Below are 25609 nucleotides of genomic sequence, written 5' to 3'. Positions count from 1 at the left end.
GGTGACTGCTGTTTCATTAGGCAATCAGGATGGCTTTAGACACAATCGAGGCGACCAATCAACTCCTCAGCGAGGGTGACGTCCCCCCCGTGCACGAGGTGAACGCGCAAGGGACATCGCCTTTTTTGCTCACCTCGGACCACTACGGACGGGTCCTGCCGCGTACGCTTGGCGATCTGGGCGTCGCGGGAGGCGAGCTGACGCGGCACATTGCCTGGGACATCGGCATCGCGGGGGTCGCCGACCGGCTGGCAGAGATGCTGGGCGCACATCTGATCGCGCAGCGCTATTCGCGGCTGGTGATCGACTGCAACCGGCCGCCGGCCGCCATGAGCTCGATCCCCGTGATTTCCGAAGCAACCGCGATCCCGCGCAACGAGGGAATTTCGGAGCAGGAGCGCAAAGCGCGCAGGCGCGAGATTTTCGAGCCCTATCACCGCCGTATCGATGCCGCGATCGACCGCCGCGTGCACGACAAGCGGCCGACGGTGCTGGTGTCGCTGCACAGCTTCACCCCCGTTTACGCCGGCGTCGCGCGTCCCTGGCACATCGGCGCGCTCTACAATCGCGACACCGTGCTGCCGCAGCTGCTGCTCAAGCATCTGCGCAGCGAGGGCGATCTCGTCGTCGGCGATAACGAACCCTATGCGGTGAACGACCTCACCGACTACACCATCCCCGTGCATGGCGAAGCCCGCGGCCTCGTCAACACCGGCATCGAGATCCGCCAGGATCTGATCGCCGACCAGTCCGGCCAGCAACAATGGGCCGAGCGGCTGGCGCGGATTTTCGCGGAGATCGAGCTGGAGCTGCGGGCGGCGAGGCTGGTCGATTAGCCCGATGGCGGTTATTTCGCCCTGGTCAGCGCCAGCCAGATGCCGCCGCCGATCATGAAGCCGCCGGAGATGCGCGACATCATGCGGGTGCGGCGAGCCGAGAAGAACTTTCGGGCACGCCCGGCGGCGATGGCGTAGAGCGCGTCCGTCATCACCGCAGTGACCATGAAGGTAGCTCCCAGCAGCGCGACCTGCGGGAAGTGGTCGCGGTTCATGTCCATAAACTGCGGGATGAAGGCGCCGAAGAACACCAGCACTTTCGGGTTCGACAGCAGCACCAGGAAACCTTGCAGGAAGAATCCGCCGCGCGGCGGCGCCGGCGGCTCGTCCACCTTGACGCCCTCGACCGGCGCCCAGATCAGCTTGATGCCGAGCCAGACCAGATAGGCGGCGCCGGCAAAGCGCACCCAGTCGAACCAGTAGCCCATGGTCGCCATGAGTGAGGTCAGGCCGACCGCGACGATGCCGATGACGATGGCGAGGCCGGCCTGCGCACCGGCCACATTGGTCAGCGCCGCACGCGTGCCGTGACGCAGCCCGTTGGCGATGACGAGGGTGACGATCGGCCCCGGCAGCAGCGCGAGCGCGATGCAGGCGGCAAGGAAGGCGAGATAGGCTTGCAGAGACATCATGGGAGGACTCGCTGAGAGCGGTTTGGGACATTAATGCATGACCCTCAGTTTCCGTCCAGCGCAGCCGTCACCCACGTCTTCATCTCCGGCGTCTGCAGGAACACGAGCACCGCGCGCTGCATCACGCCTGTTCCCCGGCTTCCCTGCGCAGCCGCAACGAAGAGATCGCAGCCCCGTGAGACGGCGATGCCGAGCGCGGCGTGACGAGTGTGGTCGGGCCTGTCCAGATCATAGCGCCTGGCACGGCCGCGCATCGCTCCAATGCCAACTTCCTCACCCGGCGCGACGGCCGCAAAGCGCGGGCTGATCAGATCGATATCCGCAACACGATCGACCTCGTCGTCATCGGCGACACCGCGGTCACAGCTGCAAAAGCCGCGTTTTGCGCGCAGGTACAGCTCAGTGCCGGCGCAGGCGCCATCGCAACGGAACGCGCGCCCGGACGGCCAGCCGTCGCGCGGGAACGGCCAGGCGATCTCGCGCCAGCGCGCCGTCTCTTCGGCGGGTGCCGGCGCAAGCTGATAGGTCGCGACCCCGGACACACCGAGTGCGATCACCATTGCTGCTAACGCTGCCCCACGCCGCATCGTCAGGTCTTCGGCAGACCGGCGACGGCGCGCGCGGATCCGGTCAATTCGAGAATGTGCAGGCCGGTATTGGCGCGATCGACGATGTAGACATATCCGCGGTCGTCGGTCTCGACATTGTTGGTCTGGATCGCGACCTTGCAGCGTTGGCCGCCCTCGATCGGGATGCAGCGCTTGTCGGTCGCGCTCGTGATCGACGGAATGAAGTAGCCGACTTCCTTAGGATGATAGGGGTCGCGGATGTCGAGCGCGCGCACGCCGGCATTGAAGAAGGCGATGAAAGCCATCTTCTTGTAATAGACCGGCGCCATGCTCTCGTTCGCGGAATGCGAACCAAAGCGGCCGCCGCGCTGGCAGAACTGTCCGCTCGCCTCCGGCACGGTGTAGCTCGAGATCATCATCGGCCGCGTCTCGGTGGTGACGTCGGCAAACCAGACCATCTGCCGCGCCTCGCCGCATTCGTTGAGGATCGCCTCGTCGACGATCATGACGATGTCTCGGGTCTTGCCGTCCTTGTCCTCGGCAAATTCCGCAACCGGCATGTCGAGCATCGGAAACGTGGTGTGTGCGCCGTTGAAGGCGGACATCGGCAGGCGCGAAATCTCCGGAAAACGCAGATTGTCCGGCGTCGGCTCCTTCGGCCCGTTCAAGAGCTTGTCGCGATCGACGATCTGCAGGATGCCGCCCTTGTTGGTGCCGTAGCCGAAAAAGACACGATTGCCGTTGGGCCCGGTCGAGATCGGTCCATGCAATTCGGTCGGCACCGGGCCGGTCGAACCGGGCTCCTGACCGGGCAGGCCAAAATCCCTGATCTTCTGTGGATGGGCGGGATCACTGAGATCATAGACCTGCGTCATGCGCCGCGTGCGCCAGTCCGGCGCGCCCGAGACCAGGAAGGCAATGCCGGTGTCGGACTCCCACCAGCTCTTGTGCGTGTCCTTCAGACCGTCAATGCGCGTGATGAGCACCGGGCTTGCGGGATCGGAGACGTTCCAGATCTCATGCGCCTGACCACCGAAAGTGCGCAGCATGTAGACCGCATTGGAATCCCCTTTCGGCAGCGATTTGGCGTCGCAGACCCGCACCATCTGCGCGCCGCCAGATTCATACTTGCCTTCCTGCCCCGGCAGGTGCCGCAGATACTTTGGCTTCGCGGGATCGGTGACGTCGACGATCGAGGTTCCGTTCGGCTCGGCCTGCCCCGTCATCGGATTGACGGGCGCGGGCACATCGTCAGTGCCGCCGTGATGACCGATATAGGCGATCCAGCGGTCGCCCTGGTGATGAATGGTCGGCTGATACGCGCTGCGCGCCTGAAGGTCGCTCACACCGACCAGCTTCATGTTGGAAGCTTCAGGCGGCGCGCCGATGGTCTGCTCCTGTTGTGCCTGTGCCGCGATGCTGCAGGCAGAAACGGCGAGGCCTATCGCAAGCGGGACCCAACGGAACATCAAAGTCCTCCCGGAACCAATCTGTGTTGGCTGAGCGTTGACGCTAGCACAGCCATTTGCTGGCGCCAAAGAGACCATCTTGACAGGCAACCATTTGGTTGCCTATTATCGCCGCCATGGATGAGGTCTTCAAAGCGCTCGCCGATGCGTCACGACGGTCGCTGCTCGACAGGCTTCACACCAGGAACGGCCAGACGCTGAACGAGCTCTGCGAAGGCCTCGCGATGACGCGCCAGGCGGTGACCAAGCACCTTGCCATTCTGGAAGACGCCAATCTGGTCACGACCATCAGGCACGGCCGCGAGAAGCTGCACTATCTCAATCCGGTTCCGATCCATCAGATCGGCGAACGCTGGATCAAGAAATTCGAGCGCGGCAAGCTCGCCGCACTCGGCGAGTTGAAACGCCAGTTGGAGAAGCGTGATGAGTAAGCCGCAATTCGTCTATGTCACCTACATCGAGACCACGCCAACGAGGCTGTGGGAGGCGCTGACATCAAGCGAGTTCAGCAAGCAATACTGGTTCGGCGCCGAGGTCAGATCCGACTGGAAAATCGGCTCCCCTTTCGCGCTGCTGCTGGATGGCGAGACCACGGATTCCGGCGAGATCCTCGAAGCCGATCCGCCGCGGCGGTTGTCCTACAGCTTCAAGCATGAGAAATATGAGGAGCTGCGCAGTGAGCCGATCTCGCGCGTCGTGTTCACCATCGAACCGTTCGGCTCGCTCGTGCGTTTGACGGTGCTGCATGACGGCTTCGTCGAAGGCGGCAAATATCTCGGCGCCGTTTCCAACGGCTGGCCGGCGATCCTGTCCGGTCTCAAGAGCCTGCTGGAAAGCGGCAAAGTGCTGGCCATTCCGCGTGCAGCCCTCAACAAGGGATTCGATGCAAAATGAACCTCGATCAGTTCAAGCCGCTCACCGTCTACACGATTTACATCGCCGCGACGCCGGACAAGGTGTGGGAGGCGCTGACCTCCGCCGAGTTCAGCCGCAAATACTTTTCCGGCTTTGCGGTTGAGATGGAGCCAAGACTCGGCGGCAAATTCATCGTCCGCGCGCCTGACGGGTCGGAACACATCTCGGGTGACGTGTTCGAATACGATCCGCCGACCAAGCTGACGGTGACGTGGAACGTCAACTGGCCCGACCTCGTCGCGAAGCTCGGCACCACGCTTGTCACTTATGAGATCGAACAAGCCGGCGAGGCCGTCCGCCTCACCATGAGCGAACGTCACGACCGTCCGCTCAGCGACGACATCCTCTCCGGCGGCCGCACCGGCTGGCCCGCAATCCTGTCGGGGCTGAAGAGCCTGCTGGAAACGGGCAAGGCGCCGCAGATCAAGATGGCGCCGCCGGTGCAGATGCTGGAAGCGTTGAAGGCGATGGGTATCAAGACGCCGTAGCGGACGAATTCCGCCCCGTCATCGCTTCTTCTTCACCGGAGGCGGATTGATTTCGTCGATCTTGCGACTGCAATCCGCTTCCGAGCCGTGCGGGCCCGAGACAAAGGTCCCGCTGACCTTGATCGCGTACCAGCCCGACTCGACGCCGAGCCGGAGCGCTTCTTCTGTCTTGACGTGCCGTGGGGAGAGAGCTTGCATCGGGTGCTTTCGGTTGGCGTTCGATCTCATGATCGAATCGCGGTGAAACCTTCAGGCGTCTGCGGCACGAGGCTGCCGCGTCCAACTCACCCGCTGGAGCGGGCAATATGCGCGACGACCGCTGTTGCGACGTCGCGATGAGCCGGCTCCGCCGGTGCGAGGGAATGAGGCGCTTCACGTCGCGCGAATAGTCGTGGCGCTGCATAGGCGCAGAAACGACAGATCTTTCGACATTCCCGCACCGTGCGCGCAATCGCCGCAATTAGCTATCGTTTTCTCACCAGTGCCGCACTTTTGAAGTGCCAAATGCCGCGCGCGAGCGAATAAGCCGTCAAAGCCTTGTGATCGGCCGCTTCGTAGCCATGTTGGGAGCTTAGCCAAGGGAAAAACGTATGAAGCTCCGCGTCGGGTTTGAGATGCTGTACGAATTCCCGCAGCCCACGCCCATGATCATGGTATTGGGCACGCACTTCACGCGCGCCTCCGATGTCATCGTGCCCGACCTGATGACCACCAGACCCTCGGTTCCGATCACTCCCTATCGCGACCTCTTCGGCAATTGGTGCAGCCGCATCGTGGCGCCGGCCGGCGCCTTTCGGCTTGCCGGCGACGGCGTCGTGAGCGACAGCGGCCTGCCCGACCCGGTGTTCCCGAACGCGGCTCAGCACGCCGTCGAGGCGCTGCCGACCGACACGCTCGTCTATCTGCTCGGCAGTCGCTATTGCGAGACCGATCGCCTGTCGGATATCGCATGGAAACTGTTCGAGCACACGCCGCCAGGCTGGGCGCGGGTGCAGGCCATCTGCGATTTCGTTCATCGTCACATCGCTTTCGGCTATGAGCACGCGCGCGCAACCAAGACGGCGCGGGAGGCCTACGACGAAGGCAAGGGCGTGTGCCGCGACTATGCTCATCTTGCCATCTCGTTCTGCCGCTGCATGAACATTCCGGCGCGCTACTGCACCGGCTATCTCAGCGACATCGGCACGCCGAAGCCCTGGGCCGCGGGAGATTTCGCCGGCTGGTTCGAGGCCTATCTCGGTGGAAGCTGGCACATGTTCGATCCCCGCAACAACACGCCGCGGATCGGCCGCGTGCTGATCGCACAAGGACGCGATGCCGCGGACGTCCCGATCACCCAGACCTTCGGTCCGAATAAGCTGCTCAATTTCAAAGTATGGACCGACGAGGTTGCCTGATGACAGACAACAGCGTTGCGCTCAGCGCCGATGAATTTGCGTCCTTGGCCGAGATCGGCAAGGGCAAGGTACAAGGCGAAATTCCGCAAGCGCACGGCGAGCGCCTGACCAACCTCGGTTATGCGATCAGGCGCCTCGGCGAACTCGAACTGACCTCATCCGGCGAGCGTCGGCTGGCATCGGGTGAATAGCTCGCTGCCGTTGCGTTCGGCTTCCTGCTACGCCACCGGCACCACGATCCGCCGATAAAGATGCCAGGTCGCGTGCCCGAGCACGGGCAACGTCACCACCAGCCCCAGAAAATACGGCAGCGCCGAGACGATCAGGACCATCACGATCACCGCGGCCCAGCCAATCATCGGCAGCGGGCTGGCCACGACCGCGCGCACGCTCGTTACCATCGCCGTGACGAAATCGACCTCGCGGTCGAGCAGCAGCGGAAACGACACCACGGTCAGCGAAAACAGGATCAGCGACAGCACCGCGCCGACCGCGTTGCCGATGCCGAGGAAAAGCAGGCCTTCATTCGTGGTCAGCACCACCGTCATGAACTCCTGCAGGCTCGAGAACGAGGCATGCAGGCCAAGCAGCAGCGCGATCAGAAGCCGCACCTGATACATCCAGACCACGAAGACGAACAGCGTGACGAAGGCCATCCAGCCGATCTCGCTGCGCGCGCGCACGGCCGACCAGATCGCGCCAAGCGAGACGGGCTCGCCGCGTTCGCGGCGGCGGCTGACTTCATAGAGCCCGATCGCCACGAATGGCCCGAGCAGCGCGAAACCGGCGGCCAGCGGATAGACCAGATAGACCATGCCGAACGCCGTGAAGCACAGTATGATGGCGATGCCGCCGGCGGCGTAGAGCGCACCGAAGCAAAGGCCGTAAAGCGGCAGCGCCTGGAAATCACGCAGGCCCTCGACCAGCGCCTCGGCGATGTCGGTCGCCGCGACGGGACGCACCACCGGATCGACCTTGCCCGAAATGGACATCAGCTACCTCCTCGTTGGCCGGCGCGATCTCCGTCGCGCGCGGATTGACCTTGATCTTAGCGTCCCCGCGGCCAGCGCGCACGCGCGAGTTGGATTGCTGCACGACGGTATCCCGACGCCGCCGGCGCAGACCGAGGAAAGCCGTCGCGCCGGCGGCGGCGCTCCCTTCGGGGAGCTCATCCGTGCTGCACGCGGCTCTGAATCTTTCCCGCCGAGGACTTTTTCGGCCCGTTGCCTATGGACTGAGCGGAGGATGGTGCCGCAAATTGGGTCCTTGAACGAGCACCTGCGATGACCAGAGTGGACCGTCCGACCGATGAGCTTGCGTACCCGGCTACTGATACTCGTCATCGCGGCCATGCTGGTGCCGGCGAGCCTCGTCGGGCTGCGTTTCGTGCAGAACCGGAGCAGTGAAATCAACGCCGCACTGGCCAATCTAGCGGCCTCGGCCGACGACATTGCGAGCGACCTGGGCGAGAAGATTCAGGGCACCACGCAGCTTCACTACGGTCTGGCCCGAGCGCGCGACATCGACACGCGCGACAAGGCGGCATGCTCGGCGTTTCTGTCGGACGTGCGCGAGGAATACCCTCAGTTCACGGGAATCCTGACGATCGACCCGGACGGCAGCCTGTTCTGCGACTCGCTGCGGACCAACCGCACCCTCGATCTGAGGGATCGCGCCTATTTCAAGCAGGCCCTGGTCTCGCGCAGCGTCGTGGTTGAGCCGGTATTCGGCCGGCTGACCGGAATATCGGTGCTCCAGATCGCATATCCGGTGCGATCGGAGGCGGGCGCGCTGAAGCTGGTGCTGCTCGCCTCGTTCAACCTGCGAAAATTCGCCGAGTATCACCACAAGCGGCTGCTCGCCGAGAAGGATATCCTGCTCATCGACAGCAAGGGCACCGTTCTCGTCGCTCCCTCGGGAGCCGGCTGGACCGCGCCCGTGGGCGCGTCGATTGCTGGATCCGACCTGCTCCGCTTTGCGACGACTCCCGATCAAAAGGCATTTCAGGAAGTGACCGATCGCGACGGCCGCACGCAGGTCTGGGCCGTCGCCCACTCACCTTCGATCCGTGATGCCGGCCTCTACATCCTGGTCGGACGCTCCAAGGACGGATTGGTCGCGGCGGCGAATCGCCGGCTCTACGAGGACATGGCGATCCTCGCGGTGGCCTTGCTGCTGCTGCTCGCCGGTGTATGGATCCTCGCGACCGTGAGCGTCGGGCGCCAGGTCGGGCGGCTCGCCAACATGGCGAAGAGACTTGGGCTCGGCGATCTCAGCGCGCGCATCCCACCTCCCCATCCGCGCGGCGAGCTGGGCGGATTGATGACCCTGCTCAATGGCACCGCCGAGTCGCTTGAGCAGCAACGCGCGGCCATCGCGGACCTCAACCAGAGGCTCAGCCAATCCCAGAAGATGGAGGCCATGGGCCAGCTCACCGGCGGCGTGGCGCATGACTTCAACAACCTCCTCACCGTCATTCTCGGCAATTCGGAGCACCTTGCCGACAGGCTGACGGGAAACAAGGAATTGCACCGGATCGCCGGCGACATCGCGACAGCCGCCGAACGCGGCTCCGACCTGACGCGCAGCCTGCTCGCCTTCGCGCGCAAGCAGCCCCTGAGGCCGCGAGACATTGACATCGGTGAGAAGATTCAAGAGATGGAGCACTTGTTGCGCCGCCCCTTGGGCGAGCACATCGAATGCACCTTCGCGCTCGCACCGGACCTGTGGTTGATCAGCGTCGATCCCGGCCAGCTAACGACTGCGCTGCTCAATCTCGTGCTCAACGCGCGCGATGTCATGCAGTTGGGCGGCAGGCTGACCATCGAGGCGCGCAACGTCTCGCTCGGTGAATCCGACTTGGACATCAATGGCGAACAGCGACCAGGCGACTATGTCATGGTGGCCGTGACCGACACCGGCAGCGGCATGACCGCCGAGGTGGCGAGCCGGGCGTTCGAGCCGTTCTTCACCACCAAGGAGGTCGGCAAGGGGACCGGGCTTGGCCTGAGCATGGTCTACGGGTTTGTGCGGCAGTCCGGCGGATTGGTGCAGATGCAGTCTGCGCCGAGGCAAGGCAGCGCCGTCAGGCTGTTCTTTCCCCGCCTGGCCACGCCGCCAAACGAGGACGCCTCACCCGCCGAAGGGATCGTCGCGCGCGAAGGAAGCGAGACCATTCTCGTCGTCGAGGACAACGATATGGTTCGGACCTATGTCGAAAGCGAGCTGAAGACGCTCGGCTATCGCGTCATCACAGCCGCGAGCGGCCCGGCTGCGCTCGACCTGTTGCACCAGTCCGGGGACATCGACCTGCTGTTCACCGACGTCGTGATGCCCGGCGGCATGTTCGGGCCGGAGCTTGCCAGGCAAGCAATCCAGCTGCGGCCCGGGCTCAAGGTGCTCTTCACCTCCGGCTACAGCCAAAATCCGGTCAAGGCCCCCGACGGGATTGGCGATGCCCGCATCCTGACCAAGCCGTTCCGGCGGCGAGACCTCGCCGCGATGCTGCGGTCCGCGCTGTCGACGCCGCAGCGGTGAGATGACGATGTGCTCTACCCGAGCGCTCGCAGCTCGCGCCGCAGCACCTTTCCGGTGGCGGTCATCGGCAGTGTCTCCGCGAACTCCACGAAGCGCGGGTATTCGTGGGCGGCGAGCTGTATCTTGACGAACTCCTGGATTTCTCGCGCGAGTGCGTCGCCGGCGGCGAAGCCCGGACGCAGCACGATCCAGGCCTTGATCGATTCGGTGCGGATCGGATCGGGAATGCCGACCACCGCCGCCATCGCCACCGCCGGATGCTTCATCAGCGTGTGCTCGATCTCGGACGGACCGACGCGATAACCGGCGGTGGTGATGACGTCGTCCTCGCGGCTGATGTACCAGAAGTAACCGTCCTCGTCCTGGATACCGAGATCGCCGGTGAGCAGGAACTCGCCGGCATATTTCTTCGCCGTCGCGTCCGGATTGCGCCAGTATTCGAGCATCGTGCAAGGACAGGGTTGGCGCACGCCGATGATGCCGCGCTGGCCACGTGGCTGCTCCTCGCCTCTGTCGTTGACGATGCGAACATCGAAACCCGGCGTCGCCTTGCCCATCGAACCGGGGCGAATCGGAAACAGATTCGCGTTGCTGCCGATCACGAGATTGCATTCGGTCTGGCCAAACACCTCATGCGCGTCGATGCCGAAAGTCTCGCGCACCCAGCCGAGCAACTCGCCACCAAGGGACTCGCCGCCGGTAAAGATGCTGCGCAGCCTGACGCCCGGATGCGTCACCCCGGCCTGCCGCATCAGCTTCAGCGCGGTCGGCGGCAGGAAGACATTGCGCACGCCGAGATCGGCCATCATCTGCATCGCCGCCTGCGGCTCGAACTTTCGCGCGCGGTGACCGACCAGGGGAATGCCGTGATACCAGAACGCGAACAGGCCGTTGATGAGGCCGCCGATCCAGGCCCAGTCAGCCGGCGTCCACATCAGATCGCCGGGACGCGGCAGGAAGTTGTGGCACATCTCGACATTGGGGAGATGTCCGAGCACGACGCGGTGCGCGTGCAGCGCGCCCTTCGGATTGCCTGTCGTGCCCGAAGTGTAGATGATCAGCGCGGGATCGTCCGCAGACGTCTCCACCAGCGTGAAGTCGGGCGATGCAGCCTTGACCGAATCCCAGAACGATGTCGTGCCCGCCGGCGTTCGTTCGCCAACGATGTAGATATTCTTAAGCTCCGGCAGACGGTCGCGAATCTTCGAAAGCTTCTCCCAGCCGCCCGCGTCGGTGAAGATCGCCTTGGCCTGCGAGTTCGACAGACGGAATTCCAGCGCGTCTTCGCCGAACAATGCGAACAGCGGAATGGAGATCATCGCCGATCGGAACGCGGCCATGTGCGCGATCGGCAGTTCCAGCGACTGCGACAGGAACACCGCGACGCGGTCGCCGCGGGCAAGACCATCCGCCTTCAGCACATTGGCCAAGCGGCGCGACATCTCCGCGACCTCGTCGAAGGATGTGCGCGTGATGGCGCCGTTCTCGTCGAGATAGACCAGCGCCAGCCGGCCGGTACCGTCGGCGTGGCGATCGCAGCAGGCCTCCGCCATGTTGAAGCGCGCCGGGATCTCCCAGCGGAAATTGCTGTAGAGTTCGTCGTAGGTGCTGGCTTGGGTGAGCATGGTCGTTTCCCGGCCGCGTCGTCATGGCCGGACTTGTTCCGGCCATCCACGTTCTTGTTTGGCCTCAGTTTAAGGACGTGGATGCCCGGGACAAGCCCGGGCAAGACGGAGAATGCGTCTCAGCGCACCGTCCGGAAGAACTTTCTGACCTCGTCGACATAGAGCTCCGGCTGCTCGAATGCGGCGAAATGCCCGCCCTTCTCCATCTCGCTCCAATGCGTGATGTTGTGGAAGTTCGGCTCCATCCAGCGCCGCACCGGCGTGATGATCTCCTTGGGAAAGACAGCGACGCCCGTCGGCACCTTGACGACCGGCGTGGTCCGGCGCTTGCCGAAGCTTTCCCAATAGAGCCGCGCAGACGAGGTCGCGGTCTCCGTCGCCCAGTAGAGCATGACGTTGTCGAGCAGCTCGTCCTTGGTGAAGATGTTTTCGGGATGACCGTTGCAATCGGTCCAGGCCCAGAATTTTTCCAGAATCCAGGCCGCCTGCCCGCTCGGCGAATCCGTCAGACCGTAGCCGAGTGTCTGCGGCCGCGTCGATTGCTGCTTCGAATAGCCGGAGTCGAGGTCGACGTAATGCTTGAGGCCGGCGAGCGCGCGTTTCTCTTCCGGTGTCGGTTCGCCCTCGACTTTCGGCGCGGCGTTGAAGGCGAGCGTGATGTGGATGCCGGCGCAATGCTCGCCGTCCTGCATGCCAAGCGAGGTCGTCACCGCCGAGCCCCAGTCGCCGCCCTGCGCGCCATAACGCGCGTAGCCGAGCCGGTCCATCAGCCTGGCCCAGGTCGCGGCGATACGATCGACGCCCCAGCCGGTGGTGTTCGGCTTGCCCGAGAACCCAAAGCCCGGCAGCGACGGACAGACGACGTGGAAGGCATCGGCGGGGTTGCCGCCATGCGCGACAGGATCGACCAGCGGCGCGATTACCTTCTGGAATTCGACGATCGAGCCGGGCCAACCATGAGTGATGATCAGCGGCAGCGCCGTCGGCTCCTTCGAGGGCGCATGCAGGAAGTGGATGTCGAGCCCGTCGATCTCGGTGGTGAACTGCTCGAAGCGGTTGAGCTGGGCCTCACGCGCGCGCCAGTCGTAGCCGTCGGCCCAATAGGTGCAGATCTCCTGGATCCATGTCAGCGGCGCACCCTGGCTCCAGTCGTCGACCAGCTCCGCCTCCGGCCAGCGCGTGCGAGCGAGGCGCGACTTGAGGTCGGTGAGGATATCGTCGCTGATGGCGATGCGAAACGGCTTGATGGCGGTCATCGGTTGCCTCCCCATTTTTTCTTGTCATTCCGGGGCGTGCGGAGCACGAGCCCGGAATCCATCGATCAACAGAGTCGGCGGCGCGATGGATTCTCAGATGCGCAATTGCGCATCATAGCTCGACGCTATGCGTCGCCCCGGAATGACGGCCTAGCCCGTCAGAGCAGCCTTCACCAAGCCGGACGCCTTGCCGAAATCCATCTGGCCGGCATACTTCGTCTTCAACACGGCAATCACCTTGCCCATGTCCTTCATGCCGGCGGCGCCGGTCTCGGCGACCGCGTCAGAGATCGCCTTCTTCACGTCGTCGTCCGACATCTGCTTCGGCAGATACGCCGAGATCACCGCGATCTCGTCGCGCTCCTGCGCGGCGAGTTCGGCACGGCCGCCCTTCTCGTAGAGCTCGACCGACTCCTGGCGCTGCTTGATCATCTTCTGAAACACGCCGAGCAGGTCCGCGTCCGAGAGCGGCGGCTTGCCGCTGCCGCGCGCCTCGATGTCGGCGTTCTTGATGGTCGAGTTGACCATACGTAGCGTGGACAGCTTGCGCTCTTCCTTGGCCTTCATGGCCTCCTTGACCGCATTGTTGATGTCGTCGCGCAGCATGATCGTGCTCCCCTAGAATATCCGACGCCTGATCTAGGCCGTTCGCGGCCCTGAGACAACGGGGGTTTCCAGCCATTCGACCAGCGCGCGCACCGTCGCCGCAGGCTGCTCCGGTTGCGGCAGGTGTCCGCAATTCTCCAGAACGACGAGCCTTGCGCCGGCAATGCCCTCCGCCATCTCCTTCGAGAATGCGTTGGGAATCGTGTTGTCCGCATCTCCCGTCAGCACCAATGTCGGGCATTTGATCGTCGCAAGCGTCGGCCGTGAATCCACTCGCGCGATGATCGCGGTCTGCTGTCGCAGATAGCCTTCGACGCCGACGTCCTCGCCCTGCTCGTGCACGAGCTGGCGAATACCGGAATCGTCGCGGCGAGAGGGATGGACCAGTTCGGGAAACATCTCCTCGCGCGCGGCACGCAGCTCACCGCGCCGGGCCCGCTCCATCAGGCCGCGGCGGCGCGCGGTCGCCTCCGGCGTGTCGGGCCGCGCCTGGGTGTTGATCAGCGCCAGCTTCGTCACCCGCTCGGGCGCCTGGCGCATGATCTCGAGGGCGATGTAGCCGCCCACGGAATGGCCGGCGAGCGCGAAGCGCGGCGGCGCCTCGCTCAGCACCCGTCGGGCGATTGCCGCCATGCTGTCGTCGCGAACATGGTTGGCGACCATCACCGGGCCGAACCGCCAGAGCGCCGGGATCACCGGCGCATAGATCCGGGACGAGGAGGCTAATCCCGGAACCAGCAAAATCGGCATCGTCTGGTCCATTATTGCCTCCCAAGCCCCGGAATTTGCCGGAAATTATGCCGCAGAGCTTAGGGGCCCAAGGCGACCTGTCAAATATGCAAAAACGCATGTGAATCGCTGCATCTCCGCTTTGACGCCGGCGCCCGCGGAGACTATGAACCGGGCTCATGACACAACATGATAACGATCCCGCCTGGCCGGACCACAAACCGACCGCGCTGTTGGTGCTTGCCGACGGCACGGTGCTCGAAGGCTTTGGCCTCGGCGCCGAAGGCCAAGCCGTCGGTGAGGTCTGCTTCAACACCGCGATGACCGGCTATGAGGAGATCCTCACCGATCCCTCCTATGCCGGTCAGCTCATCACCTTCACCTTCCCGCATATCGGCAATGTCGGTACCAACGACGACGACATCGAGACGGTGAACATGGCCGCGACGCCCGGCGCGCGCGGCGTGATCCTGCGCACCGCGATCACCGATCCCTCGAACTACCGCGCCACCAAGCATCTCGACCAGTGGCTGAAGGCCCGCGGCATCATCGGCCTCTCCGGCATCGACACCCGCGCGCTGACCGCGCTGATCCGCAACAAGGGCATGCCCAACGCCGTGATCGCGCACGCCAAAGACGGCGAGTTCGACCTGCACGGCCTGAAGGAAGAAGCGCGCGAATGGCCGGGCCTCGAGGGCATGGACCTCGTGCCAATGGTCACCTCCGGCCAGCGCTTCACCTGGGACGAGACGCCCTGGCTCTGGGAGAAGGGCTTTGGCCGTCAGGACAAGCCTGAGTTCAACGTCGTCGCCATCGACTACGGCATCAAGCGCAACATTCTGCGCCTGCTCGCCGGCGTCGGCTGCAAGGTCACGGTGGTGCCGGCAACGACGTCATCCGAGGATATCCTGGCGATGAAGCCGGATGGCGTGTTCCTGTCGAACGGTCCCGGCGATCCGGCCGCGACCGGCAAATATGCCGTGCCCGTGATCCAGGACGTGATCAAGTCCGGCACGCCGACATTCGGAATTTGTCTCGGCCATCAGATGCTCGGCCTCGCCGTCGGCGCCAAGACGAAGAAGATGCACCAGGGCCATCACGGCGCCAATCATCCCGTGAAGGACGAGACCACCGGCAAGGTCGAGATCACTTCGATGAACCACGGCTTTGCCGTGGACGAGAGCACCCTGCCGACGGGCGCGACGCAGACCCACATCTCGCTGTTCGACGGCTCCAATTGCGGCATCCAGCTCGACGGCAAGCCGGTGTTCTCGGTGCAGTACCACCCCGAGGCCTCACCGGGTCCACGCGACTCGCACTATCTGTTCCAGCGGTTTGCGGACCTGATGCGGCAGAACAAGAGCGCGTAAGGTGCGCGCTCTCCTGCAACTGCTATGACGACATCGAGCCCGGGTCTTCTCCCGGGCTTTTGTCGTTCCGGGGCGCAGCGCAGCGCGAACCCGGAATGACAGCGGAACGAGGAACGCCGCTCAATTCCTGTCGTTGATCCCTGCTACGCTCACGCAGGAGCCCTTATGTCCGTCGTCCGCGACAATGCCGAGCCGCTCGCCATCGTGTTTGAGGATGACGGGCTCGTGCCGAACAATATCCTCCCCTTCCTGGTCTACCAGGCCGCAGTGAAGCTTGATTCCAGACAGCCGGAAGAGACAATCGAACGCTTGTTCGAAGCGAACGGCTGGGGCGGCACGTGGCGCAATGGCGTCTTCGATTATCTGCATTATCATGCGACGGTGCACGAGGTGCTCGGCGTTGCGCGTGGCAGCGCCCGCGTTCGCTTCGGCGGCGACCACGGCCAGGAGCTGGAGATCAAGGCCGGCGACGTCGCGATCCTGCCCGCCGGCACAGGTCACCAACGCATTAAGGCGAGCGCGGATTTCTGTGTGATCGGCGCCTATCCGCCGGGCGCGAAGATGGAGGTCACCCGCGCAACGCCGGAGAACCACGCCAAGGCGCTGAAGACGATTCCAAAGGTCGCGCTGCCGCCGGCCGATCCGGTGACGGGCAAGAATGGCGCGCTGATGCGGTTGTGGCGGTAGCTACAAAGACGTTGCAGTAGGGTGGGTTAGCGAAGCGTAACCCACCTCTTCTGTTTCCGCGGAGGCAGAGGTGGTGGATTACGCCTGCGGCTAATCCACCCTACGACCTATCCTACGCCTCGTTCGCACCTTCCTGTCTCGTGGCTTCGAACAGGAACCAGGTGCGGCGCTCGGTCTCGTCGATGAAGTTTTCGAGGATGCTGGCGCTGGCGACGTCACCGGCGTCGTCGCAGACCTCGTGTGCCTTGCGCATTGCCGCGGCGACATGCTTGTTGTCCTGCATCAGCTCGCGCAGCATCTCGCGCGGCGGGACATAGTCTTCGTTGTTGTCCTTGATGGTCTGGAGCTTGGCGATCTGCCCGATCGATTTCAGCGTGGTACCGCCGATCTTGCGGACGCGCTCGGCGAGTTGGTCGGTGGTGGCGAAAATCTGGTCGGACTGTTCGTCGAGCAGCAAATGATAGTCGCGGAAATGCCGGCCGCTGATATGCCAGTGGAAATTCTTGGTCTTCAGATACAGCGCGAACGCATCGGCCAGAAGCACGTTGAGCGCCTCCGAAACCTTGTTGACCGCCTGGGAAGACAGATCGGTGGGTGTGTCGAGGTCGGGCGAGACCTTTTGTGGGGCTTTGCTCACGGGAAACCTTCCTGTTAGGACGCGGACATTGACGGCGCGCCGCCGCACCCCTAACGCAGGCGGGCAGCGCCGGTTCCTGCATCGGAACCGTTTGGCCGGGACCCTCGACGACCATGGACGATTGGATCGACTATTACGACTCGACGCACACGATCTATGTCAGCAAGCTGCATCGCGACTTGCACTTCCAGATCATCGCGCGGGACATTATCGGCTACATCTCTTCGCCCGAGGCGACCGTGCTCGACTATGCCTGCGGCGAGGCGCTGTCGGCGAGCGAGGTCGCTGCGGCCTGTGGAAAGCTGATCCTCGCCGAGCCCGCGCCCGGCGTGCGCGGCCGGTTGATCGCGCGCTTTGCCCCGAACACGAAAATCCGCGTCCGCTCGCTCGACGACGTCCACAACATGCAGGAGCAGTCGATCGATCTCGTCGTGATGAACTCGGTCGCGCAATACATGACGCCGGACGAGCTCGACACCGCGCTCCTCAATTTCCGGCGTATCCTAAAGCCCTCCGGGAAGCTGGTGCTCGGCGACATCCTCCAGCCCAATGTCGGCATGTTCAGGGACGTCACGGCGCTGCTCAGCTTCGGCCTGCGTCACGGCTTTTTGAAAGATGCGCTGATCGGGCTGATCAGCACCGCACTGTCGGATTACCGTCATCTGCGCACGCGCATCGGGCTGCAGCGCTACAGTGAGGAGGAGATCACCGCCAAGCTCAAGATAGCCGGCTTCGCGGTCCAGCGCGCTCACCGCAATATCGGCCACAATCGCTGGCGCATGACGTTCGTCGCGCGGCCGCCGTTGGTTCGGTAAGTTTCTTGGGTTCGGTGAGTTTCCTGGGTTCGTTAAGCATAACGTCTGCCTGAGGTGGCTTGTCGCACCCTGATCGGCAATGATCGCCGCGGCCCGGTGGCGGAAGTGTCTACGCGAGGGCGATGCATCGCTCTTTATCCTGGTTCAAATCCAGGCCGGGTCTCCACGCTTCGCCCCTGCGGGGGCTACGCGTGGCGCCGCCACGCGAAGCCCGAAGGGCGAAGGGCGAAGCGTGTCCGGCGTAGCTGGAGCGAAGCGCATGCGTAGACGGACTGGCCGACCAATCCTCACTCCGCCTCGACCACTTCACATTCAGGCAAGAGTCGCAGCCGGTCGGCATCCTTTGCCGCGGAGGCGATGACGGCATCGAGCAGGCCCGGAAAACGTGCGTCCAGATCCTCGCGGCGCAGCCGCACGAAGCGGTTGGTGCCGGCGACGCGGGTCTGCATCAGGCCGCATTCGCGCAGCTTGGCGAAGTGATAGGCGAGGTTTGATTTGCCCGCGAGCCCGTTGAAATCGCCGCAGCACAGCTCGCCGCTGACACGTTCCTGCTGCGCGAGCTGATACACAATCGTCAACCTGATCGGGTCGCTCAGGCAATCCAGAACCATCGGCAGTTCGATCTGCTCGCGGGTGGGGTGGGGAGGCGTGCGGCTCATGGTCTGAGGATCATAGTGAAATCGCCTCGATGTTCAATAGTTCTTGAACCAATTGACTCCTGACCCCGTCCCATCGATAGTTCAATAAACGTTGAACATCGGGATTTCTCGGATGAGCGTATTCTGGTTGGCCTTGGCGGCCTTTGCGATCGGCACGGAAGGCTTTGTCATTGCAGGGCTTTTGCCGTCGATCGCCACCGACCTGGCGATTTCAGTCCCCGCCGCCGGCCAGTTGGTCACGGCCTATGCTCTCACCTATGCGGTCGGCTCCCCGATCCTAGCGGTGACGCTGAACAATATCGACCGCCGCACCGTGCTGGCCCTGGCGCTATCGACCTTCATCGCCGGAAACCTCGCGGCGATGGTGGCGTCGAATTACGCCCTGCTGCTGGCCTCGCGCATGCTGATGGCGCTGGGCTCCGGGCTGTGCATGCCGACCGCGCTGGCCGTATCCGTGGCCGTCGCCGCGCCGGAGCGACGCGGCCGCGCGGTGGCACTCGTCACCTCGGGCCTCACGGTTGCGACCGTCATCGGCGTTCCCCTCGGCAATCTCGTCGGCAGCATGCTCGGCTGGCGCGCGACCTTTGCCATGGTCGCCCTGATCGGTGCCGTTGCGCTCGCCGGCCTCCTGCTCGGCCTGCCCCGCGGCCTGCCCCGCAACACGGCCTCGCTCAGCGATCGGCTGGCGGTGGCGCGTCACCGCAATGTCCTGACGGCGCTTCTGATCACGATCTTATGGGCGCTCGGCGGCTTCACAGTGTTCACCTATTTCGCGGTCCCGCTGCGCGGTCTTGGATTTGATGCGTCGCAGATCAGCCTCGCGCTGCTGGTGTTCGGCGGCGCCGCCGCGATCGGGAACATGCTCGGCGGCGTCCTGGCCGACCGGCTCGGCACGCTCGCCACAGCAGGTCTCGGGCTTGCCGGCATGGCCAGCGCGCTGATCCTGCATTCGCTGGTCCTGAAGCTGATGCCGGGACAGGCGCATTACACGGTGCTGGCTGCGATCTTCCTCTGGGGCATCTCGGGATGGGCGTTCTACCCGGCCCAGGTCGCCAGCATCATCCGGATCGAGCCGCAGGCCTCGATGATCGCGCTCTCGCTCAACGCCTCGGCCATGTATCTCGGCTTTGCGATCGGCGGTGCCTTGGGCGGCGCCGTGCTTGCGGCGTGGAGCCCGGCCGATCTCGGCTGGGTCGGCGGATTGAGCGTTTTGGCGGCTCTTCTGGTCCATCTCGCCCGGGGCTGGCAGGCCCGGCCAAAACCGGTCAAAATTGCCGGTTGATGGGCGTTTTTCGGGGTTTCGCCGCCCCGAAAACTGGTCTAAGACCCACCCCGCGCGCGAGGGGGGACCACCGCGCTCTCGGCCAAAGGGACGCGCAGCAGGCGCGCCCTTTTTTTGTGCCCAAATTCCACTTCGGCGAGAGTTGATGCCCAAACGTACAGACATCACCACCATCCTGATCATCGGCGCCGGTCCCATCGTGATCGGCCAGGCCTGCGAGTTCGACTATTCGGGCACCCAGGCGGTGAAGACGCTGAAGGAAGAGGGCTATCGCATCGTCCTCGTCAATTCCAATCCGGCCACCATCATGACCGACCCGGAATTGGCCGATGCGACCTATATCGAGCCGATCACGCCCGAGATCGTCGCGAAAATCATCGAGAAGGAACGTCACGTCATTCCCGGCGGCTTCGCGCTGCTGCCGACCATGGGCGGACAGACCGCGCTGAACTGCGCGCTGTCGCTGCGCCAGCAAGGCACGCTGGAAAAGTTCGACGTCGAGATGATCGGCGCCACCGCGGACGCGATCGACAAGGCCGAAGACCGTCAGCTGTTCCGCGAGGCCATGACCAAGATCGGGCTCGAGACACCAAAGTCGCGGCTCGCCAACGCCTCCGCCCTGAAGAAGTCCTTCCGCGACAAGTACCAGGCCGATCGCGCGAAGGCCTCGGGCGCGGCGCTCGCAGAGCTCGAGCGGCAGTGGACGCTCGGCGAGAGCGACCGTCGCAAGCGCTACCAGGAATATGCGCTCGGCCAGGCGCTGATGGCGTTGTCCGAGATCGGCCTGCCCGCGATCATCCGCCCCTCCTTCACCATGGGCGGCACCGGCGGCGGCATTGCCTATAACAAGGAAGAGTTCCTCGACATCATCGAGCGCGGCCTGGATGCGTCTCCTACCAACGAAGTGCTGATCGAAGAATCCGTGCTCGGCTGGAAAGAGTACGAGATGGAGGTGGTGCGCGACAAGAAAGACAATTGCATCATCGTCTGCTCGATCGAGAATCTCGATCCGATGGGCGTGCACACCGGCGATTCCATCACGGTGGCGCCGGCGCTGACGCTGACCGACAAGGAATACCAGATCATGCGCGACGCCTCGCTTGCGGTGCTGCGCGAGATCGGGGTCGAGACCGGCGGCTCCAACGTGCAGTTCGGCGTCAACCCGGAAGACGGCCGCATGGTCGTCATCGAGATGAATCCGCGCGTGTCGCGTTCCTCCGCCCTGGCTTCGAAAGCCACCGGCTTTCCGATCGCAAAGGTCGCCGCCAAGCTTGCGGTCGGCTACACGCTCGACGAAATCGCCAACGACATCACCGGCGGCGCCACGCCGGCCTCGTTCGAGCCGACGATCGACTACGTCGTCACCAAGGTGCCGCGTTTCGCCTTCGAGAAATTCCCCGGTGCCTCCACCACGCTGACCACGTCGATGAAGTCGGTCGGCGAAGTCATGGCGATCGGCCGCACCTTCCAGGAAAGCCTTCAGAAGGCCTTGCGCGGGCTCGAGACCGGACTCACCGGCCTCGACGAGATCGAGATCGAAGGTCTCGGTCGCGACGACGACAAGAATGCGATCCGCGCTGCGCTAGGCACGCCGACGCCGAACCGGCTACTCCAGGTCGCCCAGGCGATGCGGCTCGGCTGGTCGGACGAGGAGATCTTCAATTCCTGCAAGATCGATCCGTGGTTCCTCAGCGAGATGCGCGGCATCGTCGACATGGAAGCGAAGGTCCGCAAGAACGGCCTGCCGGGCAACGCCTTCGGCATGCGCACGCTCAAGGCCATGGGCTTCTCCGATGCCCGGCTCGCGGTGATCGCGGAGACGACGGAGGCCGAGGTCACGGCGAAGCGCCACGCGCTCGGCGTTCGCCCGGTCTACAAGCGCATCGACACCTGCGCGGCCGAGTTCGCCTCGCCCACCGCCTACATGTACTCGACCTATGAGGCGCCGTTCGCGGGCACGCCTGCGGACGAGAGCTCGCCGTCCGACAAGAAGAAGGTCATCATCCTCGGCGGCGGACCGAACCGCATCGGCCAGGGCATCGAATTCGACTATTGCTGCTGTCACGCCTGTTTCGCGCTGCACGACGCCGGCTACGAATCCATCATGGTCAACTGCAACCCGGAGACGGTGTCCACCGACTACGACACGGCCGACCGGCTCTATTTCGAGCCGCTCACCGCCGAGGACGTGCTGGAGATCATCGCGAAGGAACGCACGAACGGTACGCTGCACGGCGTGATCGTGCAGTTCGGCGGCCAGACCCCGCTCAAGCTCGCGCGCGCGCTGGAAGCCGCCGAAGTGCCGATCCTCGGCACCTCGCCCGACGCCATCGATCTTGCGGAAGACCGCGACCGATTCAAGCGGGTGCTCGACAAGCTGCGGCTGAAGCAGCCCAAGAACGGCATCGCCTATTCGGTCGAGCAAGCGCGCCTGGTCGCAACCGATCTCGGCCTGCCGCTGGTGGTGCGCCCGTCCTACGTGCTCGGCGGCCGCGCGATGCAAATCATCCGCGAGGAGAACCAGCTCAGCGATTACCTGCTCGGCACGCTGCCGGAGCTGGTGCCGGGAGACGTCAAGGCGCGCTACCCGAACGACAAGACCGGCCAGATCAACACCGTTCTCGGCAAGAACCCGCTGCTGTTCGACCGCTATCTGTCCGATGCGACCGAGATCGACGTCGACTGCCTCTGCGACGGCAAGGACACTTTCATCGTCGGCATCATGGAGCACATCGAGGAAGCCGGCATCCATTCCGGCGACAGCGCCTGCTCGCTGCCGCCGCACTCGCTGGACGACAAGATGATCGAGGAGCTGGAGCGGCAGACCCGCGAGCTGGCGCTCGGCCTCGACGTCGTCGGCCTGATGAACGTGCAATACGCCATCAAAGACGGCGAGATCTACGTGCTCGAAGTCAATCCGCGCGCCTCGCGCACGGTGCCCTTTGTCGCCAAGGTGGTCGGCACGCCGGTCGCGAAGATCGCGGCGCGCGTCATGGCCGGCGAGAAGCTTGCCGATTTCAAGCTGAAGAAGGCGAACTTCGATCATGTCGGCGTGAAGGAATCGGTATTTCCGTTTGCCCGCTTCCCCGGCGTCGATACCGTGCTCGGCCCCGAGATGCGCTCGACCGGCGAGGTCATGGGCATCGACCGCTCCTTCGCGGTGGCGTTCGCCAAGAGCCAGCTCGGCGGCGGCACACGGGTGCCGCGCAAGGGGACGGTGTTCGTCTCGGTCCGCGAAAGCGACAAGACGCGCATCACCGAGGCCGTCCGCGAGCTGCATTCGCTCGGCTTCAAGGTGCTGGCGACGTCGGGCACGGCCCGCTTCCTGACCGACCAGGGCATCCCGACCGAGAAGGTGAACAAGGTGCTGGAGGGCCGGCCGCACATCGTCGACGCCATCACCAATGGCGACGTCCAGCTCGTCTTCAACACCACCGAAGGGCCGCAGGCGCTCGCCGACAGCCGTTCTCTGCGGCGCGCGGCCCTCTTGCATAAAGTGCCGTATTACACCACTCTTTCCGGGGCCGTGGCGGCCGCGCAGGGCATCCGCGCCTATCTGGGCGGGGACCTTGAGGTTCGGACCCTGCAGAGCTACTTTTCGGAAACCTGATCGCGAGCGGGAGGCCCAACCTTCCGCTAAGTGATTGGCGATGAAGCCACTATGGCCGGAGGAACTGTCCGGCCATAAGGTTGTTCTGTTCCGGCGCCAAGCCCATATGAACGTTCGGCGGCACGCGCGTTGAGCCCCCGGACAGAACTGACGAATCAAGTTGCGTGCGCGCTGACATGTCAGGGCGCGCGCGACCGAAGGACGAGAGAAGAGATGGAAAAGGTACCGATGACAGCGGGCGGCTTTGCCGCACTCGGGGAAGAACTGAAGAAGCGCCAGTCGGAGGACCGTCCGCGGATCATCGAGCATATCGCCGAGGCGCGCTCGCACGGAGACCTTTCGGAGAACGCGGAATACCACGCCGCGAAGGAAGAGCAGTCCCACAATGAAGGCCGCATCGCCGAGCTCGAGGACAAGCTCGCGCGCGCCGACATCATCGACATCTCGAAGCTGTCCGGCGACACCATCAAGTTCGGCGCGACCGTGACGCTGGTCGACGAGGACACCGAAAAGAAGACGGTGTGGCAGATCGTCGGCGAGGTCGAGGCCGACGCCAAGAAGGGCCGCATCTCCATCACCTCGCCGCTCGCGCGCGCGCTGATCGGCAAGAAGAAGGGTTCAACCGTCGAGGTCAACGCACCCGGCGGCGCCAAGGCTTATGAGATCACCAAGGTGGAGTGGCGGTAGCGATTTGCCGTCGCGTGTGATTTGAAAAGGCCGCGCGATGCGCGGCCTTTTTTGTTGCTGCGTGTTGCTGGCAGTGACGGAGGAGGCGCTACCTTCGTCCCCTCACGTCCAGCGGCACGGCCGCCTCGTATTTCGAATTGTGCAGCACCAGCGAGGTTCGCACGTTGCGGACGTGTGGAGCGGCAGTCAAATGGGTGACGAAATCCTGGAAGGTGGCCATGTCGGGCGCGACGCATTTCAGGATGAAATCGACCTCGCCGGACAACATCCAGCACTCGCGCACCAGCGGCTCGGCGCGGACGAACTCCTCGAAGGCGCGTAAATCCGCCTCGGCCTGGCTGGAGAGGTGCACTGCGGCAAATACCGTGACGTCGAAGCCGAGCTTGCGTGCGTCCAGAAGCCCGCGGTAGCCGTGGATATACCCCTCCTCCTCCAGCGCCCGGACTCGGCGCAGGCAGGGCGGGGGCGAAATGCCGACCCGCTTGGCCAGCTCGACATTCGTGATTCGACCGTCGGCCTGAATCTCGGTGAGAATTTTCAGGTCGATCTCGTCTAGGTTCCGCGACACGTGATTGGAACTCCTGGCCTTTGCGGCGGTATTGGTGGGTCTGTCGCAATCCTCATAGCGCAGACCGCGCACTCGGCGCAATTTTATTGCGCGTGCAGCGCAATCGACTTTTGTTCCCTGTTGGAAAAATCCGCCGACAGGGAATGCAATTCTTGCATAGCTCACCAGAAGGCTTAGATTACCTCTGATATTTCAGCGCCTCCGCGAGGCCTCCCGGCACGTTCCGCGCCCGCGCTGCAGTCCCCCGTGAAAGGCATCTGTCGAAATGTCCGCCGCTGTCCATGCAAAGGTCGTCATCATCGGCTCCGGCCCCGCCGGCTACACGGCGGCGATCTACGCCGCGCGCGCGATGCTCGAGCCGATCCTGATCCAGGGCATCCAGGCAGGCGGCCAGCTCACCATCACCACCGACGTCGAGAACTATCCCGGTTTCGCCGACGTGATCCAGGGCCCCTGGCTGATGGAGCAGATGGAGAAGCAGGCGCTGCATGTGGGCACCCAGATCAAGACCGATCTGGTGACGAAGCTCGACACCTCGCAGCGACCCTTTCGCCTGACCTGCGATAGCGGCGACGTCTATCTCGCCGACACCGTCATCCTCGCCACCGGCGCCCAGGCGCGCTGGCTCGGGCTGCCGTCCGAAGCGAAATTCCAGGGCGGCGGCGTGTCGGCCTGTGCCACCTGTGACGGGTTCTTCTACCGCAACAAGGACGTCATGGTGGTCGGCGGCGGCAATACCGCGGTCGAGGAAGCCCTGTACCTCACCAACCATGCCTCGCAGGTCACCATCGTGCATCGTCGCGATCATTTCCGCGCCGAACGCATCCTGCAGGAGCGTCTGTTCAAGCACCCGAAGATCAAAGTGGTCTGGGACTCAGCCGTCGACGAGATCTGCGGCACCGAGAACCCGAACAAGGTCACCCATGTTCGACTGAAGAACGTCAAGACCGGCGCCTTGACCGATGTGCCGACCGACGGCGTCTTCGTCGCCATCGGGCATGCCCCGGCGACCGAGCTCGTGGCCGGCCAGATCAAGCTGAAACCGTCGGGCTATGTCGAGGTCGCCCCGAACTCGACCGCCACCTCGGTCCCCGGCCTGTTCGCCGCCGGCGACGTCGCCGACGAGACCTATCGTCAAGCGGTCACGGCGGCCGGCCTCGGCTGCATGGCAGCGCTCGAGGCGGAACGATTTTTGGCCCTGCGCGCCAGCGAGCGCGCGGCAGCGGAATAGACAT

At 64.1% G+C, this 25609-nt stretch carries 25 protein-coding genes and 1 pseudogene; 14 read left to right on the top strand and 12 right to left on the bottom strand.

Going from position 1 to position 25609, the window contains the following annotated elements; all coding sequences use genetic code 11:
- The first annotated feature begins 29 nt into the window (after window positions 1-29).
- On the top strand, window positions 30-836 hold the full coding sequence (locus ABIB90_RS36215) for an N-formylglutamate amidohydrolase (RefSeq protein ID WP_007596632.1): 807 nt from the start codon (window positions 30-32) through the stop codon (window positions 834-836).
- An 11-nt stretch (window positions 837-847) separates the two neighbouring features.
- Here the strand turns inward: ABIB90_RS36215 and ABIB90_RS36210 are convergent, their stop codons facing one another.
- The 3 genes from ABIB90_RS36210 to ABIB90_RS36200 are packed head-to-tail and all read right to left on the bottom strand — an operon-like array spanning window position 848 to window position 3506.
- On the bottom strand, window positions 848-1468 hold the full coding sequence (locus ABIB90_RS36210; RefSeq protein WP_007596634.1) for a LysE family translocator: 621 nt from the start codon (window positions 1466-1468) through the stop codon (window positions 848-850).
- A gap of 44 nt (window positions 1469-1512) precedes the next feature.
- Complete coding sequence (locus ABIB90_RS36205; protein ID WP_354202472.1) at window positions 1513-2055, bottom strand: hypothetical protein; 543 nt, start codon at window positions 2053-2055, stop codon at window positions 1513-1515.
- Between the two features lie 2 nt (window positions 2056-2057).
- Entirely contained in the window at window positions 2058-3506 is a 1449-nt protein-coding gene (locus tag ABIB90_RS36200) for an LVIVD repeat-containing protein (RefSeq protein WP_354202471.1), read from the bottom strand.
- 116 nt (window positions 3507-3622) lie between these two features.
- Between ABIB90_RS36200 and ABIB90_RS36195 the strand changes: the two genes are divergently transcribed.
- The 3 genes from ABIB90_RS36195 to ABIB90_RS36185 are packed head-to-tail and all read left to right on the top strand — an operon-like array spanning window position 3623 to window position 4909.
- The gene (locus ABIB90_RS36195; protein WP_219683740.1) at window positions 3623-3937 is read left to right on the top strand and encodes an ArsR/SmtB family transcription factor; all 315 of its coding nucleotides are present in this window, start codon (window positions 3623-3625) and stop codon (window positions 3935-3937) included.
- Window positions 3930-4400 carry an SRPBCC family protein gene (locus tag ABIB90_RS36190; protein ID WP_354202470.1) on the top strand — a complete coding sequence of 157 codons (471 nt, stop codon included), beginning with the start codon at window positions 3930-3932 and terminating at the stop codon, window positions 4398-4400. Before ABIB90_RS36195 ends, ABIB90_RS36190 begins: the two co-directional genes overlap by 8 nt.
- Window positions 4397-4909 carry an SRPBCC family protein gene (locus ABIB90_RS36185; RefSeq protein ID WP_007596644.1) on the top strand — a complete coding sequence of 171 codons (513 nt, stop codon included), beginning with the start codon at window positions 4397-4399 and terminating at the stop codon, window positions 4907-4909. Before ABIB90_RS36190 ends, ABIB90_RS36185 begins: the two co-directional genes overlap by 4 nt.
- A gap of 18 nt (window positions 4910-4927) precedes the next feature.
- Here ABIB90_RS36185 and ABIB90_RS36180 read toward each other — a convergent pair whose 3' ends face one another.
- Entirely contained in the window at window positions 4928-5107 is a 180-nt protein-coding gene (locus tag ABIB90_RS36180; RefSeq protein ID WP_035995268.1) for a hypothetical protein, read from the bottom strand.
- A gap of 392 nt (window positions 5108-5499) precedes the next feature.
- On the opposite strand from ABIB90_RS36180, the gene ABIB90_RS36175 reads away from it, so the two are divergent.
- Window positions 5500-6306: a transglutaminase-like domain-containing protein gene (locus ABIB90_RS36175; RefSeq protein WP_354202469.1), complete on the top strand. Its 807-nt coding sequence runs from the start codon at window positions 5500-5502 to the stop codon at window positions 6304-6306.
- A complete protein-coding gene (locus ABIB90_RS36170) occupies window positions 6306-6497 on the top strand; it encodes a hypothetical protein (protein ID WP_219683727.1) in 192 nt (63 codons plus the stop codon). Before ABIB90_RS36175 ends, ABIB90_RS36170 begins: the two co-directional genes overlap by 1 nt.
- Before the next feature lie 27 nt (window positions 6498-6524).
- Here ABIB90_RS36170 and ABIB90_RS36165 read toward each other — a convergent pair whose 3' ends face one another.
- Window positions 6525-7298, bottom strand: coding sequence for a DUF2189 domain-containing protein (locus ABIB90_RS36165; RefSeq protein WP_354169344.1), 774 nt, complete (start codon window positions 7296-7298; stop codon window positions 6525-6527).
- A 316-nt stretch (window positions 7299-7614) separates the two neighbouring features.
- Here ABIB90_RS36165 and ABIB90_RS36160 point away from each other — a divergent pair, with 316 nt between their 5' ends.
- Window positions 7615-9843 carry an ATP-binding protein gene (locus ABIB90_RS36160; RefSeq protein WP_354202468.1) on the top strand — a complete coding sequence of 743 codons (2229 nt, stop codon included), beginning with the start codon at window positions 7615-7617 and terminating at the stop codon, window positions 9841-9843.
- A 14-nt stretch (window positions 9844-9857) separates the two neighbouring features.
- Here ABIB90_RS36160 and ABIB90_RS36155 read toward each other — a convergent pair whose 3' ends face one another.
- The 4 genes and pseudogenes from ABIB90_RS36155 to ABIB90_RS36140 form a co-directional block, all read right to left on the bottom strand.
- Window positions 9858-11468 (bottom strand): acyl-CoA synthetase, encoded by a 1611-nt coding sequence (locus ABIB90_RS36155; RefSeq protein WP_354202467.1) that lies wholly within the window; start codon window positions 11466-11468, stop codon window positions 9858-9860.
- A gap of 119 nt (window positions 11469-11587) precedes the next feature.
- Window positions 11588-12724 (bottom strand): epoxide hydrolase family protein, encoded by a 1137-nt coding sequence (locus ABIB90_RS36150; RefSeq protein WP_354202466.1) that lies wholly within the window; start codon window positions 12722-12724, stop codon window positions 11588-11590.
- A gap of 150 nt (window positions 12725-12874) precedes the next feature.
- On the bottom strand, window positions 12875-13330 hold the full coding sequence (locus ABIB90_RS36145; protein WP_007596662.1) for a GatB/YqeY domain-containing protein: 456 nt from the start codon (window positions 13328-13330) through the stop codon (window positions 12875-12877).
- Window positions 13331-13363: 33 nt separating this feature from the next.
- Window positions 13364-14104, bottom strand: a pseudogene (locus ABIB90_RS36140) (alpha/beta fold hydrolase); the annotation flags it as partial.
- A gap of 134 nt (window positions 14105-14238) precedes the next feature.
- On the opposite strand from ABIB90_RS36140, the gene carA reads away from it, so the two are divergent.
- Complete coding sequence (gene carA, locus ABIB90_RS36135) at window positions 14239-15429, top strand: glutamine-hydrolyzing carbamoyl-phosphate synthase small subunit (protein ID WP_354202463.1); 1191 nt, start codon at window positions 14239-14241, stop codon at window positions 15427-15429.
- Window positions 15430-15594: 165 nt separating this feature from the next.
- Window positions 15595-16116 (top strand): hypothetical protein, encoded by a 522-nt coding sequence (locus ABIB90_RS36130; protein WP_354202462.1) that lies wholly within the window; start codon window positions 15595-15597, stop codon window positions 16114-16116.
- Window positions 16117-16228: 112 nt separating this feature from the next.
- Here ABIB90_RS36130 and ABIB90_RS36125 read toward each other — a convergent pair whose 3' ends face one another.
- Window positions 16229-16753, bottom strand: a complete 525-nt coding sequence (locus tag ABIB90_RS36125; RefSeq protein ID WP_007596666.1) for a Dps family protein — start codon at window positions 16751-16753, stop codon at window positions 16229-16231.
- 113 nt (window positions 16754-16866) lie between these two features.
- On the opposite strand from ABIB90_RS36125, the gene ABIB90_RS36120 reads away from it, so the two are divergent.
- Complete coding sequence (locus ABIB90_RS36120) at window positions 16867-17568, top strand: class I SAM-dependent methyltransferase (RefSeq protein ID WP_007596668.1); 702 nt, start codon at window positions 16867-16869, stop codon at window positions 17566-17568.
- A gap of 287 nt (window positions 17569-17855) precedes the next feature.
- Here ABIB90_RS36120 and ABIB90_RS36115 read toward each other — a convergent pair whose 3' ends face one another.
- Window positions 17856-18227: an ArsR/SmtB family transcription factor gene (locus ABIB90_RS36115; protein ID WP_007596669.1), complete on the bottom strand. Its 372-nt coding sequence runs from the start codon at window positions 18225-18227 to the stop codon at window positions 17856-17858.
- 112 nt (window positions 18228-18339) lie between these two features.
- On the opposite strand from ABIB90_RS36115, the gene ABIB90_RS36110 reads away from it, so the two are divergent.
- From ABIB90_RS36110 to greA, 3 genes are all read left to right on the top strand, one after another.
- Window positions 18340-19509 carry an MFS transporter gene (locus ABIB90_RS36110; RefSeq protein WP_354202461.1) on the top strand — a complete coding sequence of 390 codons (1170 nt, stop codon included), beginning with the start codon at window positions 18340-18342 and terminating at the stop codon, window positions 19507-19509.
- Between the two features lie 145 nt (window positions 19510-19654).
- Window positions 19655-23119, top strand: coding sequence for a carbamoyl-phosphate synthase large subunit (carB, locus tag ABIB90_RS36105; protein ID WP_219683716.1), 3465 nt, complete (start codon window positions 19655-19657; stop codon window positions 23117-23119).
- Window positions 23120-23332: 213 nt separating this feature from the next.
- The gene (greA, locus tag ABIB90_RS36100; RefSeq protein WP_007596674.1) at window positions 23333-23806 is read left to right on the top strand and encodes a transcription elongation factor GreA; all 474 of its coding nucleotides are present in this window, start codon (window positions 23333-23335) and stop codon (window positions 23804-23806) included.
- Between the two features lie 88 nt (window positions 23807-23894).
- Here greA and ABIB90_RS36095 read toward each other — a convergent pair whose 3' ends face one another.
- Complete coding sequence (locus ABIB90_RS36095) at window positions 23895-24374, bottom strand: Lrp/AsnC family transcriptional regulator (RefSeq protein WP_007596676.1); 480 nt, start codon at window positions 24372-24374, stop codon at window positions 23895-23897.
- Window positions 24375-24639: 265 nt separating this feature from the next.
- On the opposite strand from ABIB90_RS36095, the gene trxB reads away from it, so the two are divergent.
- Window positions 24640-25605: a thioredoxin-disulfide reductase gene (trxB, locus tag ABIB90_RS36090; protein ID WP_354202460.1), complete on the top strand. Its 966-nt coding sequence runs from the start codon at window positions 24640-24642 to the stop codon at window positions 25603-25605.
- Window positions 25606-25609 lie beyond the last annotated feature (4 nt).

Origin of the sequence: Bradyrhizobium sp. JR4.1, from assembly GCF_040548605.1 — a bacterium.
In the GTDB taxonomy this organism is placed as follows: domain Bacteria; phylum Pseudomonadota; class Alphaproteobacteria; order Rhizobiales; family Xanthobacteraceae; genus Bradyrhizobium; species Bradyrhizobium canariense.
The sequence above is the reverse complement of the archived record's forward strand: the minus strand, read 5'-3'. Positions and strand labels throughout refer to the sequence as shown.